The 17,595-nt window shown below is 68.4% G+C and carries 18 protein-coding genes and 1 pseudogene; 10 read left to right on the forward strand and 9 right to left on the reverse strand.

Features of this window, described 5'->3' with window-relative positions; translation table 11 throughout:
• The first annotated feature begins 26 nt into the window (after nucleotides 1-26).
• Nucleotides 27-1,025 carry an enoyl-CoA hydratase/isomerase family protein gene (locus ACK8HH_RS04550; RefSeq protein WP_006897681.1) on the forward strand — a complete coding sequence of 333 codons (999 nt, stop codon included), beginning with the start codon at nucleotides 27-29 and terminating at the stop codon, nucleotides 1,023-1,025.
• A 17-nt stretch (nucleotides 1,026-1,042) separates the two neighbouring features.
• Here the strand turns inward: ACK8HH_RS04550 and ACK8HH_RS04555 are convergent, their stop codons facing one another.
• On the reverse strand, nucleotides 1,043-1,702 hold the full coding sequence (locus ACK8HH_RS04555; RefSeq protein WP_006897683.1) for a hypothetical protein: 660 nt from the start codon (nucleotides 1,700-1,702) through the stop codon (nucleotides 1,043-1,045).
• Complete coding sequence (locus tag ACK8HH_RS04560) at nucleotides 1,702-3,312, reverse strand: peptide chain release factor 3 (protein ID WP_045537770.1); 1,611 nt, start codon at nucleotides 3,310-3,312, stop codon at nucleotides 1,702-1,704. Before ACK8HH_RS04560 ends, ACK8HH_RS04555 begins: the two co-directional genes overlap by 1 nt.
• 63 nt (nucleotides 3,313-3,375) lie before the next feature.
• On the opposite strand from ACK8HH_RS04560, the gene ACK8HH_RS04565 reads away from it, so the two are divergent.
• The gene (locus tag ACK8HH_RS04565; protein ID WP_062368014.1) at nucleotides 3,376-4,140 is read left to right on the forward strand and encodes a TSUP family transporter; all 765 of its coding nucleotides are present in this window, start codon (nucleotides 3,376-3,378) and stop codon (nucleotides 4,138-4,140) included.
• 81 nt (nucleotides 4,141-4,221) lie between these two features.
• Here ACK8HH_RS04565 and ACK8HH_RS04570 read toward each other — a convergent pair whose 3' ends face one another.
• Nucleotides 4,222-5,241: a beta-ketoacyl-ACP synthase III gene (locus tag ACK8HH_RS04570; protein WP_045538489.1), complete on the reverse strand. Its 1,020-nt coding sequence runs from the start codon at nucleotides 5,239-5,241 to the stop codon at nucleotides 4,222-4,224.
• Between the two features lie 161 nt (nucleotides 5,242-5,402).
• Here ACK8HH_RS04570 and ACK8HH_RS04575 point away from each other — a divergent pair.
• From ACK8HH_RS04575 to ACK8HH_RS04605, 7 genes and pseudogenes are all read left to right on the forward strand, one after another.
• Nucleotides 5,403-6,460 (forward strand): annotated as a pseudogene (locus ACK8HH_RS04575) (ABC transporter permease).
• Complete coding sequence (locus ACK8HH_RS04580) at nucleotides 6,457-7,299, forward strand: ABC transporter ATP-binding protein (protein ID WP_062368015.1); 843 nt, start codon at nucleotides 6,457-6,459, stop codon at nucleotides 7,297-7,299. The pseudogene ACK8HH_RS04575 and the gene ACK8HH_RS04580 overlap by 4 nt, the downstream one beginning before the upstream one ends.
• On the forward strand, nucleotides 7,296-8,165 hold the full coding sequence (locus ACK8HH_RS04585; RefSeq protein ID WP_412475576.1) for an ABC transporter ATP-binding protein: 870 nt from the start codon (nucleotides 7,296-7,298) through the stop codon (nucleotides 8,163-8,165). The genes ACK8HH_RS04580 and ACK8HH_RS04585 overlap by 4 nt, the downstream gene beginning before the upstream one ends.
• A complete protein-coding gene (locus ACK8HH_RS04590; RefSeq protein WP_006897690.1) occupies nucleotides 8,162-8,758 on the forward strand; it encodes a TetR family transcriptional regulator in 597 nt (198 codons plus the stop codon). The genes ACK8HH_RS04585 and ACK8HH_RS04590 overlap by 4 nt, the downstream gene beginning before the upstream one ends.
• An 88-nt stretch (nucleotides 8,759-8,846) precedes the next feature.
• Complete coding sequence (locus ACK8HH_RS04595) at nucleotides 8,847-9,491, forward strand: PadR family transcriptional regulator (protein ID WP_412475577.1); 645 nt, start codon at nucleotides 8,847-8,849, stop codon at nucleotides 9,489-9,491.
• 105 nt (nucleotides 9,492-9,596) lie between these two features.
• Nucleotides 9,597-10,601: an ATP-binding cassette domain-containing protein gene (locus tag ACK8HH_RS04600; protein WP_062368018.1), complete on the forward strand. Its 1,005-nt coding sequence runs from the start codon at nucleotides 9,597-9,599 to the stop codon at nucleotides 10,599-10,601.
• Nucleotides 10,585-11,346 (forward strand): ABC transporter permease, encoded by a 762-nt coding sequence (locus ACK8HH_RS04605; protein ID WP_346074656.1) that lies wholly within the window; start codon nucleotides 10,585-10,587, stop codon nucleotides 11,344-11,346. The genes ACK8HH_RS04600 and ACK8HH_RS04605 overlap by 17 nt, the downstream gene beginning before the upstream one ends.
• A 36-nt stretch (nucleotides 11,347-11,382) precedes the next feature.
• Here ACK8HH_RS04605 and ACK8HH_RS04610 read toward each other — a convergent pair whose 3' ends face one another.
• The 5 genes from ACK8HH_RS04610 to ACK8HH_RS04630 all read right to left on the reverse strand — a co-directional run bounded on the left by ACK8HH_RS04610 (nucleotide 11,383) and on the right by ACK8HH_RS04630 (nucleotide 16,580).
• Entirely contained in the window at nucleotides 11,383-12,501 is a 1,119-nt protein-coding gene (locus ACK8HH_RS04610) for a beta-ketoacyl-ACP synthase 3 (protein ID WP_045538511.1), read from the reverse strand.
• Nucleotides 12,502-12,564: 63 nt separating this feature from the next.
• Nucleotides 12,565-13,869, reverse strand: a complete 1,305-nt coding sequence (locus ACK8HH_RS04615; protein WP_062368020.1) for an MFS transporter — start codon at nucleotides 13,867-13,869, stop codon at nucleotides 12,565-12,567.
• The gene (locus ACK8HH_RS04620) at nucleotides 13,866-15,230 is read right to left on the reverse strand and encodes a GH1 family beta-glucosidase (RefSeq protein WP_412475578.1); all 1,365 of its coding nucleotides are present in this window, start codon (nucleotides 15,228-15,230) and stop codon (nucleotides 13,866-13,868) included. Before ACK8HH_RS04620 ends, ACK8HH_RS04615 begins: the two co-directional genes overlap by 4 nt.
• Before the next feature lie 154 nt (nucleotides 15,231-15,384).
• A complete protein-coding gene (pth, locus tag ACK8HH_RS04625) occupies nucleotides 15,385-15,951 on the reverse strand; it encodes an aminoacyl-tRNA hydrolase (protein ID WP_045538499.1) in 567 nt (188 codons plus the stop codon).
• A gap of 23 nt (nucleotides 15,952-15,974) precedes the next feature.
• Nucleotides 15,975-16,580, reverse strand: coding sequence for a 50S ribosomal protein L25/general stress protein Ctc (locus ACK8HH_RS04630; RefSeq protein ID WP_006897698.1), 606 nt, complete (start codon nucleotides 16,578-16,580; stop codon nucleotides 15,975-15,977).
• Between the two features lie 164 nt (nucleotides 16,581-16,744).
• Here ACK8HH_RS04630 and ACK8HH_RS04635 point away from each other — a divergent pair, with 164 nt between their 5' ends.
• Nucleotides 16,745-17,200 (forward strand): limonene-1,2-epoxide hydrolase family protein, encoded by a 456-nt coding sequence (locus ACK8HH_RS04635; RefSeq protein ID WP_006897699.1) that lies wholly within the window; start codon nucleotides 16,745-16,747, stop codon nucleotides 17,198-17,200.
• Between the two features lie 21 nt (nucleotides 17,201-17,221).
• On the opposite strand, the gene arsC is transcribed toward ACK8HH_RS04635, so the two are convergent.
• The gene (gene arsC, locus ACK8HH_RS04640; protein ID WP_006897700.1) at nucleotides 17,222-17,566 is read right to left on the reverse strand and encodes an arsenate reductase (glutaredoxin); all 345 of its coding nucleotides are present in this window, start codon (nucleotides 17,564-17,566) and stop codon (nucleotides 17,222-17,224) included.
• Nucleotides 17,567-17,595: the final 29 nt, after the last annotated feature.

Here is a 17,595-nt window from a genome sequence, read left to right on the forward strand (position 1 = left end):
TACGGACGCTGCGCTACCGTGACTGAATGTCCTACATCCGCACCCAGGTGCGCGGCGGCGTCGGCGAGATCGTCCTCGACCGCCCCCGCGCGCTCAATGCCCTGGATCTGTCGATGATCACCGAGATGCACTCCGTGCTGGAGGAATGGGGCGACGACGACGCGATCGAGACCGTGCTGGTCACCTCCTCAAGTGATCGCGCCTTCTGCGCCGGCGGCGACATCCGCGTGGTGCGCGACCACGTGCTCGCCGGTGAGAGCGACGAGGTGGTCCGGTACTTCGCCGCCGAGTACCGGCTGAACCAGCTCGTCGCGGAGTACCCGAAGCCGTACGTCGCCCTCGTCGACGGTGCGGCCATGGGTGGTGGACTGGGCATCAGCGTGCACGGCGAGGTCCGGGTGGTCACCGAGAAGGCGTTGATCGCGATGCCGGAGACCGCGATCGGGTTCTTCCCCGATGTGGGGTCCACGTATTTCCTTCCGCGTCTGCCGCAGGGCGTCGGGATGTGGCTCGGGCTGACAGGCGCACGCCTGCGCGGCGCCGATGCCGTCGCCATCGGACTCGCGACTCATTTCGTGCCGTCGGAGCGGATCGACGATGTGGCGAACGCCGTCCGCCGCGGAGACCCGCTGCGGGACGCACTCGCCGACCATCGTGGGCCGGTCACCAGCGATCTCCCGCTGCGCAAGATCGCCGAGTACTTCGACGACGACAACGTCGTCGGCATCGTGGGCGGCCTGCGCGGTGCGGTCGGTGACGCGTGGGCCGAGGAGATGCTCGATCTGCTGGCGTCGGCGTCACCGACCAGCCTGTGGGTGACGGCCGGGCTGATCACCGCGGGGGCGACCTCATCGCTCGCCGAGTGTCTCGACCGTGAACTGGCCGCGGCCGGCCGCATCACCCGGCATCCCGACTTCGTCGAGGGCGTCCGCGCGGTCCTCGTCGACAAGGACCGGAATCCGGCGTTCTCGCCCGCGACCGTCGAAGAGGTGGATGCCGCGACCGTCGCCGCGATCATCGCCTAGCGCGACTGCGTCCGGACCTACTTCTCCACGGTGAACAGACCCGACAGCGCCGCCGACTCGGGTGGGGCCGCCGGGACCGTCGGATCGTCGTAGGAGACGTCGTCGTCGGGATCGAAGGGATTCGCCCGCGCAGCGAGCGCGTCGGGGCAGTCGAATCGACCTGCAGCCCTCGTCTCGGTCACGGTTGCGAGCCGCAGCGTGCACGTGGCGGATGTGAAGTACGTGCCGTCGAGCGAGACGCCGACGGTCGCGGTGATAGGCGCCCCGGGCTCCCGGGCCGACGCACCGGCCGGCCAGGGGAGGATCCCACCCGCGAGATCGACCGCCAGGAACTCCAGTTGCCCGCCCTCGCCGCGGTCTCCGGTGAAGGTGAACAGCAGCGTGTCCGGCGGCACCGCGGGGTCGGTGCGGCCGGACTTGGCGAAGGCGACGCAGCGCTGCGAGCCGGGACGCTTCACCGAGACCGTCATCGTGCCGCGCGAATAGTTCAGCCCGTAACCGCTCCGGACGATCCGGCCGGCCGCGGGTGTCGCCGAGCAGTCACCGTCGGCGAGCGTCTTGGTCGACCCGTTGTGCGGAGGCGGTGGGACCGATTCGTCGACGGTCGTCGCGTCGGTGCCGCAGGCGGTCAGGCCCAGGAGCATCAGGGGCACCGCGGCGCGGCGCAGCGGGACCATCAGTCGGCCGCGGCGACCAGCGGCTCCAGCAGCAGATCGGGGTGTTCCTTCTCGATGTACTGCAGGCGCCACTTGTCGGAGAACAGGGCGAGGATCGCGCCGTCGCTGCGGGTGAAGACCTCGACGCCGCGCTGACGGTTGAGCTCGGGTGCGCTCTGTTCGTCGGTGCGGCGGGCGAGGCTGTATCCGAGCGGTTCGATGATGGTGTCGACGTTGAACTCCGCCTTGATTCGCGCGGTGACGACCTCGAACTGCATCGGGCCGACGGCGGCCAGGACCGGCGAGGCGTCGCCGCGGACGTCGTTGCGCAGCACCTGGACCACGCCTTCGGCGTCCATCTGGTCGACGGCCTTGCGGAACTGCTTGTACTTGTCGGCGGTGGTGACGCGCAGCGACGAGAAGTGTTCGGGAGCGAACGAGGGGATCGGCGGGTACTGGATCCGGGGGTCGATGTACAGCGTGTCGCCGGGGGCCAGTGCCATCGCGTTCACCAGGCCGACCACGTCGCCCGGGAACGCGGTGTCGACGGTGGAGCGGTCGCGCCCGAACACCGCCTGCGCGTACTTCGTCGCGAACGGTTTGCCGGTCTGCGCGTGCGTGACGACCATGCCGCGCTCGAACTCGCCGGACACGATCCGCATGTAGGCGAGGCGGTCGCGGTGACTGGTGTCCATGCCGGCCTGGACCTTGAAGACGACGGCGCTGAACGGGTCGGTCACGGCGCGCTCGACGCCGTCGATCGACTCGCGCCCGCGCGGCGGCGGCGCGAACTCGACGAGGGCGTCGAGCAGCTGCCGCACGCCGAAGTTCAGCATGGCCGAGGTGAAGATCATCGGCGACGTCTGGCCCGCCAGGAACATCTCCTGGTCGTGGTCCTGGCCCAGCTCGGCGAGGAGTTCGCTCTCCTCCCGGGCGGCCACCCACGCGTCGCCCTCGCGCTCGGCCGCCTGGTCGGCGGTGAGGAGTTCCTCCGGCGCGATCTTCGCTCCGCCCGCCGTGCGCTCGAAGTGGATGTAGTCGCCGGTGCGGCGGTCGAGCAGACCGCGGTAGTCGCCGGCGATGCCGACCGGAACGTACAGCGGGGTCGGGATCAGGCCGATGCGCTCGCTGATCTCGTCGATCAGCTCCAGCGGGGTTCGGCCGGGGCGGTCCCACTTGTTCACGACGGTGATGACCGGGATTCCGCGGTGGCGGCAGACCTGGAACAGCTTCAGCGTCTGCGGCTCCAGTCCCTTCGCCGCGTCGATCAGCATGACGGCCGCGTCCACCGCCGTCAGCACCCGGTAGGTGTCCTCGGAGAAATCGGAGTGACCGGGTGTGTCGACGAGATTGATGACGTTCGGTGCATCGGCGGCGTCGGCGTCGCCCGGCGAATAGCTGAACTGGAGTGCGGTGGAGCTCACGGAGATTCCGCGTGCCTTCTCCATCTCCATCCAGTCCGAGACGGTGGATCGGCGGCCGCCCTTGCCGTGCACCGCGCCTGCCTCGCTGATCATCCGGGCGTGCAGCGCCAGGGCCTCGGTCATCGTCGACTTGCCCGCGTCGGGATGGGAGATGATGGCGAAGGTTCGACGGCGCTTCACCTCGCGTGCGATGACCTCAGAACTCACTCGATTACGCTATCTGTCTGCCGACGTCAGACGCAAAATCTCCGAGTGAGCGAAGGAATCCCCGTGCCGCTGCCCGATCCAGCCGTGCTGACCCTGTTGATCGGCGGCGCGGTGGTCGCGGGCTGGATCGACGCGGTGGTCGGCGGAGGCGGACTGGTGCTGATCCCGCTGCTGCTCATCGTCTTTCCGTCGATGGCGCCGGCGACGGCACTCGGCACCAACAAGCTCACCGCGATCTGGGGGACCGCGACCGCGGCGGTGCTGTACCTGCGGCGGGTGCCGGTCGACCGCGGGCTCGCCGCGGCGAGCGTGCCCGTCGCCGCCTCGTGTGCCGCGCTCGGCGCGCTGGCCGCCGGAGCCCCCAGTTCTGACGTGATGCGGCCGGTGGTCATCGTGCTGATGGTGGCGGTCGGTCTCTTCGTGGCGCGCCGCCCGGAGTTCGGGTCGGCGAGCGCCGCCGGTTCGAGACCGATCCGGCGCGGCCGCTACGCGGCGGCGCTGGTGGCCTTCGGCGTCATCGGCTTCTACGACGGAATCTTCGGTCCGGGGACCGGCATGTTCCTGATCATCACGTTGACGGCGCTTCTCGGCCAGAGTTTCCTCACCAGTGCCACGCTGGCGAAGGTGGCGAACACTGCCACCAACGGCGGTGCACTCGTGGTCTTCGCGGTGCAGGGCGACGTGTGGTGGACGCTGGGCGCGATCCTGGCCGCGGCCAACATCGCCGGATCGGTGCTGGGATCGACGCTGGTGCTCGGCCGTGGCACGGGCGTGGTTCGGGTGGCGCTGCTCGTGGTGGTCGTGGTGATGGCCGGTAAGCTCACCTAAGACCAGTTCTGGTGATCGAAGAAATTTCGGCTCCCGCAACGGTCTCACAGAGCGCTGCGGGAGCCGAAATTCTCGGAGCTCTCACTCGAACGGTATCGGCGGCATCGTGACGACCTGAGCGGCGTAGCTGAGCCCGGCGCCGTAACCGAGCAGGAGGGCCGTGTCGCCGGGTTTGGCCTGCCCGGTGGAGAGCAGGTCCTCCATGGCGAGCGGAATCGACGCCGCCGAGGTGTTGCCGGTCTTCTCGATGTCGTTCGCCACGACAGTCGACTCGGGGAACTTCAGACTGCGCGCAAGCAACTCGTTGATCCGCGAATTGGCCTGATGCGGAACGAAGACGTCGATGTCGGCGGCGTCGACCTTGGCGACGTCGAGGGCGCGCTGAGCGGCCTTGCCCATCTCGAACGCGGCCCAGCGGAACACGGCGGTGCCCTCGAGCCGCAGGTACGGCCGCTTCTCGATGTCGCCTGCGTCCATGTAGCTGACCCAGTCGATGTCCTGCCGGATCGCGTTGAACTGGGTTCCGTCGCTTCCCCACACCACCGGGCCGAGGCCCTGCTTCTCGGTGGGGCCGACCACCACGGCGCCCGCGCCGTCGCCGAAGATGAAGCAGTTGGTGCGGTCGGTCATGTCCAGAGTCACCGACAGTTGTTCGGCACCGACCACCAGTACGTGAGTGGCGCTGCCGCCGCGCACCATGTCGGAGGCCAGCGACAGCGCGTAGCCGAATCCGGCGCAGCCGACGGTGACGTCGAACGCGGGGACTCCGTTGGCACCGAGTTCGGTGGCGATCGCGACGGCGCCGGCGGGCGTCAGCAGCAGATGGGTGTTGGTGGCGAGGATGACCGCATCGATGTCCGCGCCCGAAAGGAGGGCGTTGGCGATCGCCTTGCGGCCGGCGTTGACGCCCATCTCCACCACGGTCTCGTCCCGGCGCGCGAACCGCCGGCTCTTGATGCCGGTGCGGGTGTAGATCCATTCGTCCGAGGAGTCGATGTGCTCGCAGATCTCGTCGTTGGTGACGACGCGCTCGGGGCGGTGGGCGCCGATCCCGAGCATGCCGATCATCTGTGTGCCGACGGCTTCAGGCAATTCGGCCATATCTGGGTCTCCGATCGCTAGGCATGTGTGCCGGAGCACACCTTTGTCTTCCACGCTCTCACGGCCGCGCAGTTACCTGGAAGTAACGCGAGGCGCCGAGTGGGTCGGTAAAATATTCATCAAGCGTTGACCAGAGTGGCTCGCAGTGGTCAGATGGTCCTATGCGCGCGATGATCCTCAAGGAGTTCCGCGAACTCAGGCGAGACCCCCGCACGATGGCCATGCTGATCGTCCTGCCGCTTCTGCTGCTGGTGATCTTCGGGTACGCGGCCAACTTCTACGTCTCCTCGGTCAAGACCGCGGTGGTCGGGCCGACGGCGACACAGGTGGCGCAGTCGCTGCCCGGGTACTTCGATGTCACCGATACCTACCCCGACCGCACGGCCGCAGACGCGAAGGACCTGCTGCGCGAGAACGAGGTCGATGTCGCGGTGGTGGCCCCCGCCGGTCCCGGGGAGCAGGCGACGGCGTTCGTCGACGGTCGAACATGTTCGCCGCCCAGTCGAGCGTCGGGGTGCTCAACAAGTTCGGCGACCGGATCCACGTCGAGGTCCTCTTCAACCCGGATCTGAAGACGTCGTGGGTGATGGTGCCCGCGATCATCGGTCTGATCCTCACGTTCATCGGCACCATCATCACCAGCATCGGTCTGGTGCGGGAGCGGGAGGCTGGCACACTGGAACAACTCGCGGTGATGCCGATCCGGCCGAGTCAGGTGATTCTCGGAAAGATCGTGCCGTACTTCCTGCTCGCGGCGGTCGACCTGATCATCGTGACCGTCCTCGGCATGCTGTTGTTCGACGTCCCGTTCAACGGGAACGTGCTGATATTCGCGCTGGGATCAGCGCTCTTCCTGTTCGTGGTCCTCGGGTTGGGAGTCTTCATCTCGACCGTCTCCCAGACCACCGGGCAGGCGATTCAGACCGCATTCATGCTGTTGATGCCGCAGATTCTGCTCTCCGGCATGATCTTTCCGCTGGAAGCGATGGCCGCGGGCGTGCGGTGGATCGGTTATCTGCTGCCGCTGACCTATTTCACGATGATCTCCCAGGGGGTGATGCTGCGCGATGCGCCGATCTCGTCGCTGTGGCTCCCGTTGGTGGTCCTGGCGGTGATGGCCGTCGTGGTGTTCACCGGGGCGACGCTCCGCTTCCGGCGTGATCTCGCTCCCAACGCGCCGAAGGTGCACAACGCGGCGAGCGAGGCGGGCGCCGAATGATCGCCGAGATCGACGGGGTGAGCGTGCGGTTCGGTGACCGGACGGCCCTCGACGATGTGTCCGTGCGGGCGCCGGCCGGGACGGTCGTCGCACTGGTCGGCGGCGACGGCGCGGGCAAGTCGACGCTGCTGCGCACCGTGGTCGGTGAACTCGCGCCGACGACGGGCACGGTGCGTGCGCCGCGGAAGAACCACATCGGATTCCTCGCCGCGGGCCCGGGCAGCTGGGCGGCGCTGACGGTGCGGCAGAACCTGGAGTTCGTCGGCGGGATCTACGGCCTGCGCGGAACCGAGCTCGACCGGCGGTGCGACGAACTGATCGGGCGTGCCGGCCTCGCGGACGCGGCGGACCGGACCGCCTCCGCGCTATCCGGCGGTATGCGCCGCAAACTGGGAGCAGCCATGGCGATGCTGCACCGGCCCGAGCTGCTGGTCATGGACGAGCCGAGCACCGGAGTCGATCCGGTCAGCCGCATCGATCTGTGGCGGATGATCTCCGAGGCGGCGGCGGAAGGCGCCGCGGTCCTGATGTCGACGACGTACCTGGACGAGGCCGAACGCGCCGGGCACCTGGTGGTCCTCGACTCCGGACGGGTTCTGACACAGGGCTCCTACGACGACGTGCGCTCCGGATTCACCGGAGTCGTCACTCGCTCGGCACAGCCTGCGCGACCGGAGTGGTCATGGCGCCGGGGACGCGAGCGTCACGAGTACTGGCCCGACGAACGGCCCGGCGGCGAGACCCGCCCGGTCGATCTCGAACCGGTGGACCCCGATCTGGAGGACATCGTCATCTCACTGTCGCTCGCCGACCGGATGCGACGGGAGGTGACGGCATGAGTGAACCGGTGCTGCGGGCGCGGTCGGTGACCCGGCGATTCGGCGACGTCACCGCTGTCGACGATGTGTCGATGAGCGTCGAAGCAGGCGAAGTGGTCGGGCTCATCGGGGCCAACGGAGCGGGGAAGACCACGCTCATCCGCATGCTTCTGGGCCTGTCGGCGGCGTCCGAGGGCTCCGTCGAGGTCCTCGGCGGCGCGCCGGATCGGGATCGTCGTGCACGATTGGGCTACGTTCCGCAGAACCTGGGGCTCTACACCGACCTCACGGTGGAGGAGAACCTGGAGTTCAGCGCCGACGCCTACCGCGCGCAGAACGCCGAACTGCCCGGCCGGTTCTCCGACGTGCGGCGCACCCTCGTGCGGGATCTGTCCCTGGGCGCCCAGCGGCAGGCGGCGTTCGCCATCGCCCTCGCTCACCGACCGGAAGTCCTCGTTCTCGACGAACCGACGTCCGGCGTCGACGCCCTCGCCCGCGCCCGGCTGTGGGACACCATCCGTCAGCAGGCGGAGGCCGGCGTCGGGGTGCTGGTCACGACGCACTACATGGAGGAAGCGCAGCAGTGCGACCGGCTGCTCCTGATGGTCGGCGGTCGGCTGGTCGGTTCGGGCAGCGAGGACGACATCATCGGCGACACCCGCGCGATCGCCGTTCGCACCGACGACTGGGCGGCGGCCTTCGCGGCGTTGAACGACGCCGACGTGCCGGTGATCCTGGCCGGCCGCGACATCCGAGTGCCCGACACCGATCCGGCGCAGATCGACGCGGTACTCGACGCCGCGGGAGTCTCCGCCGAGTGCGAACCCGTCCGAGCCACCATCGAGGAACGGATGCTGGTTCTCGCCCGGGAACGGCCGGCGCAGTGAACGCACGCACCAGGGGGCGGCCGCCGGGCGACGACGGAGCCGGCCGGACTCGCGGTGCGATCCTCGACGCTGCCCGGGAGCTGTTCGCCGCCAAGGGATTCGACCGCACGTCGATGCGCGAGGTCGCGCGGGCCGCCGGCGTCGACGCCGCGTTGATCCACCACTACTTCGGAACCAAATCGGGCCTGCTGGTGGCGGCGCTGACTCCGGAGCGCGATCCGGCCGACATCCTGGCCGGGGTCGCGGAGTCGACGGACGTCGGCGTCGCGCTCGTTCGCCGCGCCATCGGCTTCTGGGAGGAGAATCCGGAGCAGCGGCTGCGCGCGATCGCGATGCTGCGTGTGGCGGCGACGGACGACGAGGTCGCGGGCAGAGTGCGGGAGTTCTTCCTCGGTGCGGCCGGACGAGTCCTGCACGACGCGGCGCGAGGCGATCAGAGGCAGCGGAGGATCTCGCTGGTCGCGAGCCAGATGCTGGGCCTGGTGATGGCCCGCTACGTCTTCGCGCTACCCGAGATCGCGAGTGCGACGCCGGACGAGCTCGCCCGCCAGGTGGGGCCGGTGATGGATCACTATCTGACGGGCGACCTCTAGACACCTCCATGTCAGCTGTACTCCCCGGACATCTAGCGCCGCCGGGTAGTGCGTCCGCTCCGGCACTGACCGGATTACCGTGACAGGTATGTCCGTCACGACCACTCGGCTCCTGGTGCTCGGCGCGGTCGGATTGTTCGAGCCGGTGAACGGCTATCAGATCCGGCGCGAGCTGATGTCGTGGCAGGTCGACGCCTGGGCGAGCATCAATCCCGGATCGATCTACCACGCTCTGCGATCTCTGGCGGGCCAGGGGCTCCTGATCGATCACACGATCGGCGACGGCGGTCGCGACGTGGTGGTGTACGAACTCGCCGAAGCAGGCAGGGTAGTGCTGGAGGACGCGATCGTCGCCGGGGTCTCGGAGGTGAACATCTACGACCGCCACGCTTTCCAAGCCGCGTTCGGACTGCTCCCGATGCTCGACGACCGGCGCGCGGAAGCGGCTCTGCGCGCCCGCCGGGACGCGGTGCGCCGGGCCATCGGCGACGTCATGCCACCGGAGGACGGGCAGGTCTACGCACCGCCGCACGCGTTGCGCTCTCTGGCACTGTGGAAGCAGTTCGCGGAGGTGGAACTGCACTGGCTCGACGGGGTGCTCGCCGACATCGCCTCCGGCGCGCTCAGCTTCGAGGACACCGGCCGGTGGGCGCCGCCCGCCGACGACCCCGGCTACCAGATCGTCGAGGATCGCGAACGCTATCGCGCGGCGCTGCACCGCGCGCCGAACTGACTACCCGCCGAACCGACCACCCGCCGAACATGACCGGCCATTGACACGCCGCCTGCCGTCGTCGCACTATTGACTAGTCAAATTTGACTACCGGAAGGAACCGGGATGATTCACGCACGCGGACTCGTCGCGACTTTCGTCACCGGCAAGGGCAAGTCCAAACGCGAGGTCCGTGCGGTCGACGGCGTCGACCTGGACATCGCCGAAGGGGAGGTGGTGGGCTTCCTCGGCCCCAACGGCGCGGGCAAGACGACGACCTTGCGAATGCTGACTACGCTCCTGCGTCCGACGGCGGGCACCGCGACGGTCAACGGGTACGACGTCACCACCGAGTCGGTTCAGGTGCGGCGCAGCATCGGCTATGTCTCCCAGATGGGTGCGACGTTCTCTCAGGCGCTGGCCGGAGACGAGGTGGCCGACCACGGCCAGTTGTACGGCATGAGCAGACGTGACGCCGTGCGACGAGGTAAGGAACTGTTCGCGCAACTGCAACTCGACGGACTGTGGGATCGCATGCCCAAGAACATGTCGGGCGGTCAGCGGCGCCGACTCGACATCGCGATGGGACTGATCCACGATCCGACGCTGGTCTTCCTCGACGAGCCGACGACGGGGCTGGACCCGCAGGCGCGCGCGAACCTGTGGGAACACATCTCCAAGCTGCGCACCGAGCGCGGTGCCACGGTGTTCCTGACCACGCATTACCTGGATGAGGCGGACGCGCTCTCGGACCGGATCATGATCATCGACAACGGCCGGATCGTCGCGGCCGACACACCGGAGAACCTCAAGTCACAGGTGTCCGGCGATCTGGTGCACCTGGAGTTCGGCGCCGGTGAACCCGTCGCACGCGCGGCGGCGCAACTGGAGTCGCTCGGTGCCACTGAGATCCGCGTCGACGGCGTCGGAGTCCGGGCCCGGCTCCGCGGGTCGGCGAAGGTGGTGCCGGGGCTGTTGCGCGAACTCGAGGCGAGCGGCAACACGATCGAGTCCATCGAGATCATGCGGCCGACCCTCGACGATGTCTTCCTGACCCTGACCGGCCGCAGTCTTCGCGATGCGGAGGCCGCTGCCGACACCGAGGAGGTGTCCGATGAGATTTCTGCGTGAGTCGTACATCGTCTTCCGCCGGCAGCTGCGGATGAATCTGCGCAATCCCGCGTGGGTTCTCATCGGCATCATGCAACCGGTGATGTATCTGGTCCTCTTCGGGCCGTTGCTGAAACCGCTGGTCGCGCAGTTCCCGGGAGTCGGCGACAACGCGTACACCTTCCTCGTTCCCGGTCTGCTGGTGCAGCTCGGAATGTTCGGTGCCATGTTCGCCGGGTTCGGGCTGATCGGCGAGTGGCGTGAGGGCGTCATCGAAGCCGAGCGCGTGACACCGGCCGGCCGGACCTCGCTGCTGTTCGGCCGGCTCCTGCGCGACCTCCTGCAGCTGCTCGTCCAGGCACTGATCCTCGTGGCTCTCGGCTACGCGATGGGAATGCGGGCCTCGGTGCCGGGCATCGTTCTCGGCATCGTCATCACGCTGTTGGTCGGCGGTGCCTGCGCCGCCGCGTCGAACGCCTTGGCACTCACCACCAAGAGCGAGGACGTGATGGCGCCGGTCCTCAACATGCTGCTGATGCCGATCCTGCTGCTGTCGGGCATCCTCCTGCCGATGACTCTCGGGCCGGCGTGGCTCGAGCGCGTGTCGGACTTCATGCCCTTCCGCTGGATCGTGGACTCCGTGCGCCGTTCGTTCCTCGGCGACGTGATGTCGTCGCAGGTGGCGTGGGGTCTGCTGGCGGCGATCGTGCTCAGCGCCCTGGGCGGATGGTGGGGCACCAGCGTCTTCCGGAAGGAGAACGCCTGAGCCCGACCGGCGTCAGTCGACCCGTCAGGGCCGGCGTCAGTCGACGATGCCGGCCAGATGCGCGGCGAGGGGTCCCGGCTCGGCCTCGTCGAGCCCGTCGAAGGACGAGACGGTCGGGGCCGGCGGAAGTGTCGCCACGCAGCCGGCGTAGCTCAGACCCGCGCCGAAGCCGAGGATGAGGGCCAGCTGGCCGCCCTGGGCCTTGCCGGTCGCCAGCATCTCCTCGATGGCCAGCGGGATCGAGGCCGCCGACGTGTTCGCGGTGTTCTCGATGTCGCCCGCCATCGGCAGGTCGTCGGGCAGGCCGAGATTCTTCCGCATCAGCTCGTTGATCCGGGCGTTGGCCTGGTGCGGGACGAAGACCTCGATGTCCGAGGGCCCCGCACCCGACTCGGTGAGCAGCTTGGTCAGCGCCTTGGGCAGGGTGATGGCGGCCCAGCGGAACACCCTGGGCCCCTCCATCTTGATGATCATCCGCCCGACGGGATCGGTCTGCGGATCCTTCTCCTGGTACTCGACCGATCGTGCCATGTAGTCGACGGTGTTGATGTTCTGCGCGATGGCCTCGGCGTTCTCGCCGTCGCTGCCGGACACCACCGGGGAGATTCCGTTCACCTCGCTCGGCCCCACGACCACCGCTCCGGCCCCGTCTCCGAAGATGAATCCGGTGCTGCGGTCGGTCGGGTCGAGACCGACGGACATGGTCTCGACGCCGATGACGACGGCATAGTGTGCGCTGCCCGCGCGGAGCGCGTCGGCGGCGACGCCGAGGGCGTAACCGAAGCCGCCGCAGCCTGCCGCCACATCGAAGGCGGGGATGCCGTTGAGGCCGATGTCGGAGGCGATGATCGGGGCTCCGTGCGGGACGTTCCACGGCCAGCTGCTGGTGGCGAGAATGATCAGATCGATCTTCTCGCGATCGACACCGGAGTTGACGATCGCGCGATCGGCGGCCGCCGCTGACATGCTCCGCATCGTCTCGTCGCCGCTGATCCAGCGACGGTTGCGGATGCCGCTGCGCTCGAAGATCCAGTCGTCGGACGAGTCGAGCACCCGGCACAGCTGGTCGTTGGTGATCAGTCGCTTGGGGCGGTATGCGCCGATGCCCAGCATCGCAACGTTCGGGTGGCCCGACGGGGTAGCCAATGTCGCCAAGATTCGTCCGTTCTCATTGCTCGATTCCGGCGACCGTGGTGCGCCGGACACTCGGGCGTAATTCTACTTCCGGGCCGAACCGGCGTCGGCAGAGGATGTCGGCTCGACGACCGCGGGGGCGGAGTCGGTGTTCCGGGCGCCCAGCGTCATCAGGCCTCCGACCACGGACAACACACATGCCATCGCGAAGACCAGCCAGAATCCGCCGACCGCGGCGACCAGTCCCGCTCCCAGCATGGGCCCGACCAACTGACCCAGGGCCGCGGAGACGTTGACGATGCCGAGGTCCCGGCCGTGATCCTCCACGTGCGGCAGCAGATCGGTGGCGAAGGCGAGGCCGACGGTCATGAACGCGCCGTAGCCGACACCCATGAGAGCCGCGCCGGCCATCGTGACCGCATACGTGGGATGCGCGAGGATCACCAGTCCCGAACAGGCCTGGACCATCGCCGCGACGACGGTGAGCGTCCGGCGGTGGCCCCGACGGTCGGAGATCATCCCGAAGATCACGGAGCTGCCGACCACGAAGATCGTGTACACGACGATCAGGATCAGAAGATTGTCCTCGGCCGCGTCCTTGTCCTGGTGCAGGCCGTAGAGGAGGAAGAACAGGAACAACGATGTTCCGAGTGCGTTGCCGACGTTGGCGATGAGTCGACCGCCGAGCATCCAGCAGAAGTCGCGGTCTCGCAAGGACGCCCAGCGTGGGCGGTCGGTGATGCCGATCGCGAGTTCGCTGCGCGGCGCCGGGCGGTCGGGCAGGCCCATCGACGCCCACGTGCCGACCACGACGACGAGTGCGGCCAGCACCAGATAACCGGGCAGGACATCGAGACCGAGGACCACCACCGTGCCCACGCCCAGGACGATGCCGAGGGCCTGTGAGGAACCGATGGCCGCCGAGGCCGCGCCGCGCTGGTCGGGCGCCAGCTGATCGGGGATCATCGCGGTGAACGCCGCCGATGCCACCGCTACTGCCACCGAGACCCCGACCCAGCAGATCGCCACCAGCCAGGGACGGTGGGCGAGCCCGGTCAGCGCGAGGAAGAGCGCGATGCCCCAACTGCCGCCGAGCGCCCAGACTCGGCGTCGGCCGCCCAGCCACGACGGGAACCGGGAGCCGTCGGTGCGGTCGGACGCGGCACCCGCGAGCGGACCGGCGACCACGCCCGCCAGGGCGCCGATGCCGAGGATGAGGCCGGACACCACCACGCTGTGGATCCAGCGGTCGCCGTCGTCGGAGGTCTGCGAGTCGAGCTGCAGCGGCAACAGCAGTTGCAGGGGTGTCAGCTGCGCCATCCAGATCACCAGCCAGGCGAGCGTGAACAGTGTCATCCAGCGGCGCCCGATCGGGGCGGGGCGGTTCACGCGCGGTTCCCCTCGATGACGCGGCGGTACCAGTCGTAGGAGGCCTTGGGCGTGCGCTCGGCGGTGTCGAAGTCGACGTGAACCAGGCCGAAGCGCTGGGTGAAGCCGTCGGCCCACTCGAAGTTGTCGATCAGCGACCACACCGTGTACTCCTCGACGTCGGCGCCGGCGGCGATGGCCGCTCCCACCGCGCGGATATGACCGTCCAGATACGAGATCCGGTCAGCGTCGTCGACGCGTGCGGCACGGTCCGGCTCGGGGAACGAGGCGCCGTTCTCACTGACGATCAGGGGCGGGAGGTCGCGATAGCGCTCGGTGAAGTCGACGAGCAGCGCGGTGAGCGCTTCGGGGACGATCGGCCACTCGTCGCCGAATCCGGTGACCGGTGCCCCCGGGGTGGGGACGATGTCGAAGGGGATCGGATTGTCCTCGCCCGTCGGAGCGGTCACCGTCGTCGGGTTGTAGAAGTTGACCGCGTAGAAGTCGGGCGCCTGGCCGATCGTCTCCATGTCGCCCTCGCGCACCGGCATCTCGTGGCCGAACGCGGACAGGTCCGGGTACGCGCCGGTGAGAATCGGATCGGCGAAGATGCGATTGTGGAGCAGGTCGTAGGCGTCCACGGCCGAACGATCGGCGGGGGACTCGGGATTCAGCGGCCGGACGTGCGTGTGGTTGTTGGCGACGCCGACGGCGTCGGCTCCGGCCGCCCGCAGCGCTCGGGTGGCCAGACCGTGAGCCAGCAGTTGGTGATGGGCGGTCGGGAGGGCGTCGAAGAGCAGGAACTCTCCGGGCGCGAGCGCGCCGACGGCGTAGCCCTGGAGCGTGGTCATCGCGGGTTCGTTGATCGTGTACCAGTTCTTCACCCGGTCGCCGAGCCGGTCGGCGACGAGTTCCGTGTAGTCCGCGAAGCGTGCGGCGGTGTCGCGTGAGCACCAGCCGCCGGCCTCGTGAATCGGCACCGGCAGATCCCAGTGATACAGCGTGGGAAAGGGCGTGACGCCCGCCGCGAGCAGATCGTCGACCAGTCGCGAGTAATAGTCCAGGCCCGCGGGGTTCGAAGGCCCGGTGCCGTCTGGCTGCACCCGGGTCCATGAGATGGAGAACCGGTAGCGGTCGAGCCCGAGGCCGGCGGCGAGCGCGACGTCCTCGGCCCACCGGTGATAGCTGTCGGGGCCTGGTTCGGCGGTGGAACCGTCGATCACCTTGCCGGGCGTCTGCACCCACAGATCCCACACCGACCGACCGCGGCCGCCTTCGTCGCGCGCACCCTCGATCTGGAACGCTGCCGTAGCCGCCGACCAGCGGATCGGGCGGGGCAGCCCGGGGATGTCGGTTCTGGTGTCGCCTGCGGGCGCCGTCATACCGATGACCTCCTTCATGTCGCGGGATTTGATCAATTGATCAAGAGTCGACTGAGGACATCATCGCCGACGGCGAGGGGATCGGGAAGGCGGTCGCGCAAATTTGTCCCGACGGCCGCAGGCTCGTCGGGCGGGTCCGGTGACGTCGGGCCGACTACCAGGCGTGAACGACGTTCTGAGCGGCTTCGAGTCCCTGCTTCACGAGCAGTTCGGCGGCGTCGACACCGTTGGCCACCAGCAGTTCAACCTCGGCCTTCGCCGAACCGGGAAACGGTTTGAGGACGTAATCGGCCGGATCCTGACGTCCGGGCGGGCGCCCGATGCCGAGACGGACGCGCAGGTAGTCGCGGGTACCGAGGGTCTGGCTGATCGAGCGCAGGCCGTTGTGCCCGCCTTCACCGCCGCCGAGTTTGAGACGCACGGCACCGAAGTCGATGTCGAGCTCGTCGTGGAGCACGATCAGGTCGCCGGGAGCGACCGAGTAGTACGACGCCAGCGGGCCGATCTGCCTGCCCGTGACGTTCATGTACGTCCGTGACTTCGCGACCAGTACCGGTTCGCCGCCGATGCGCACAGTGGCGGTCAGCGCGCCGGAGCGCTTGTGCACGGAGAATTTCTCGCCGTACGAGGAGACCAGGCCGTCGGCGACCATCGCGCCGACGTTGTGCCTGGTCTTCTCGTAAGCGGGACCGGGATTGCCCAGTCCGACAATGAGTTTCACTCAGAGCCGTCCAGCCGGGGAGATCACTCCGCGGCGTCCTCGGCGGCTTCCTCGTCGGCCTCCTCGCCCACGGTCTCCGCGGCGGTCTTGGCGGCCTCGATGGTGACCACGAGGGTCTCGGGGTCGGTGATCAGCTCGACGCCGGCCGGCAGCTTCAGGTCGGCGGCGGTGACGTTGGTGCCCGCGGGGAGGTTGTGGACGTCCACGACGATGTTCTCCGGGATGTGCAGGGCCTCGGCCTCCACCTCGACGGCGCTGGCGTCCTGAATGGTGAGCGTGCCGCTGGCGGCGACGCCCTCGATCAGGATGGCGACCTCGACGTTGACCTTCTCGCCACGCTTGACGATGAGCAGGTCGACGTGCTCGATGTAGTTGCGGATCGGGTGGACGTCGACCTGCTTGGTCAGCGCGAGCTGCTTCTGGCCGGCGATGTCGAGCTCCACGACGGCGTTGACGCCGTTGGCGCGCAGAATGGCGGCGAGCTCACGGTCGGGGAGCAGCAGGTGCTCCGGGTCGGTGCCGTGGCCGTACAGGACGGCGGGGACCTGGCCTGCGGCGCGGGCGCGGCGCGCGGCGCCCTTGCCCTTCTCTTCACGGACGGCGGCGGCGAGCTGCGGGGCGGTAGCCATGCGATTCTCCTCGGTTCGGGATTCTTCGTGGTGGCGCCTCAGCGTCGCCGCACACGGTCGAGGAGTGGACTGACGACGCAGTCCGCAGAGCTGGTGACCGTCGCGCCGATAACGGTGACTTCGCACCCTCGCCGAGACAACAGCGGCAAGAATACCATCGGGGCATGACCTCACAGAAACCGACGGATCTCGTCCACGCCTTCTTCGCCGACCTCGCCCAGGGTCGGGTCGAGGCGGCCCTGGAATGCGTGGACGACGAGATCGTGTACACCAACGTCTCGCTGCCGACCGTACGAGGCAAGCGACGGTTCGCGAAGGTGATGCGCGGGCTCAACGGCGATCGCATCGGATTCGACGCGCAGATCCGCGCGATCAGCGCCGACGACGACGGCGTGGTGCTGACCGAGCGGATCGATGAACTGCGGGTGGGGCCGTTGCGGATCCAGTTCTGGGTATGCGGCCGCAACGAGGTACGCGAAGGCCGGATCGCCGTGTGGCGTGACTACTTCGACTTCTGGAACTGCACCCGGGGATTCGTCCGCGCGCTCGCCGCGGTGGTCGTTCCGGGTTTGCATCGGCCGCTCGAGGATCCGGTGAGTGCGTACAGCGTGAATCGTTAGCGGGGCTGAATCGTTAGCGGGCTACGGCAGGATCTCGTCGAGTCGGTCCATCGGCCGGGCGAGCCGGGTGCCTTTCTCGGTGACGACGAAGGGCCGCTCCACCAGAACCGGATGGTCGACCATCGCATCGAGCAGCTCGTCGTCCGAGGCGTCGGCGAGCCCGAGTTCCTTGTACAGCTTCTCGCGTCTGCGGACCGCCTGAGCGGGCGTCAGCCCGGCGGCGTCGAACATGGCCGTGAGCTGTTCGCGCGTCCAACCGGTGTCGAGGTACTTGACGACCTCGGGCTCGACGCCCGCCTCGCGCAGCCGGGTGAGTGCGTTACGGGAGGTGGTGCAGCGGGGGTTGTGATAGATCGTGGCGTCCACGTGGTCCAGGTTACTGGGTGCCGGCTTGC

It is taken from the genome of Gordonia sp. LUNF6 (assembly GCF_047041125.1).
GTDB lineage: Bacteria > Actinomycetota > Actinomycetes > Mycobacteriales > Mycobacteriaceae > Gordonia > Gordonia sihwensis.

Bases quoted from the DNA above. Each gene is read 5' to 3' on its own strand.
- ACK8HH_RS04630 (WP_006897698.1), bottom strand. From the start codon at position 16,580: ATGGCTACCGCCCCGCAGCTCGCCGCCGCCGTCCGTGAAGAGAAGGGC.
- ACK8HH_RS04550 (WP_006897681.1), top strand. From the start codon at position 27: ATGTCCTACATCCGCACCCAGGTGCGCGGCGGCGTCGGCGAGATCGTC.
- ACK8HH_RS04580 (WP_062368015.1), top strand. From the start codon at position 6,457: ATGATCGCCGAGATCGACGGGGTGAGCGTGCGGTTCGGTGACCGGACG.
- ACK8HH_RS04605 (WP_346074656.1), top strand. From the start codon at position 10,585: ATGAGATTTCTGCGTGAGTCGTACATCGTCTTCCGCCGGCAGCTGCGG.
- ACK8HH_RS04600 (WP_062368018.1), top strand. From the start codon at position 9,597: ATGATTCACGCACGCGGACTCGTCGCGACTTTCGTCACCGGCAAGGGC.
- ACK8HH_RS04635 (WP_006897699.1), top strand. From the start codon at position 16,745: ATGACCTCACAGAAACCGACGGATCTCGTCCACGCCTTCTTCGCCGAC.
- ACK8HH_RS04595 (WP_412475577.1), top strand. From the start codon at position 8,847: ATGTCCGTCACGACCACTCGGCTCCTGGTGCTCGGCGCGGTCGGATTG.
- ACK8HH_RS04555 (WP_006897683.1), bottom strand. From the start codon at position 1,702: ATGGTCCCGCTGCGCCGCGCCGCGGTGCCCCTGATGCTCCTGGGCCTG.
- ACK8HH_RS04570 (WP_045538489.1), bottom strand. From the start codon at position 5,241: ATGGCCGAATTGCCTGAAGCCGTCGGCACACAGATGATCGGCATGCTC.
- ACK8HH_RS04620 (WP_412475578.1), bottom strand. From the start codon at position 15,230: ATGACGGCGCCCGCAGGCGACACCAGAACCGACATCCCCGGGCTGCCC.
- ACK8HH_RS04585 (WP_412475576.1), top strand. From the start codon at position 7,296: ATGAGTGAACCGGTGCTGCGGGCGCGGTCGGTGACCCGGCGATTCGGC.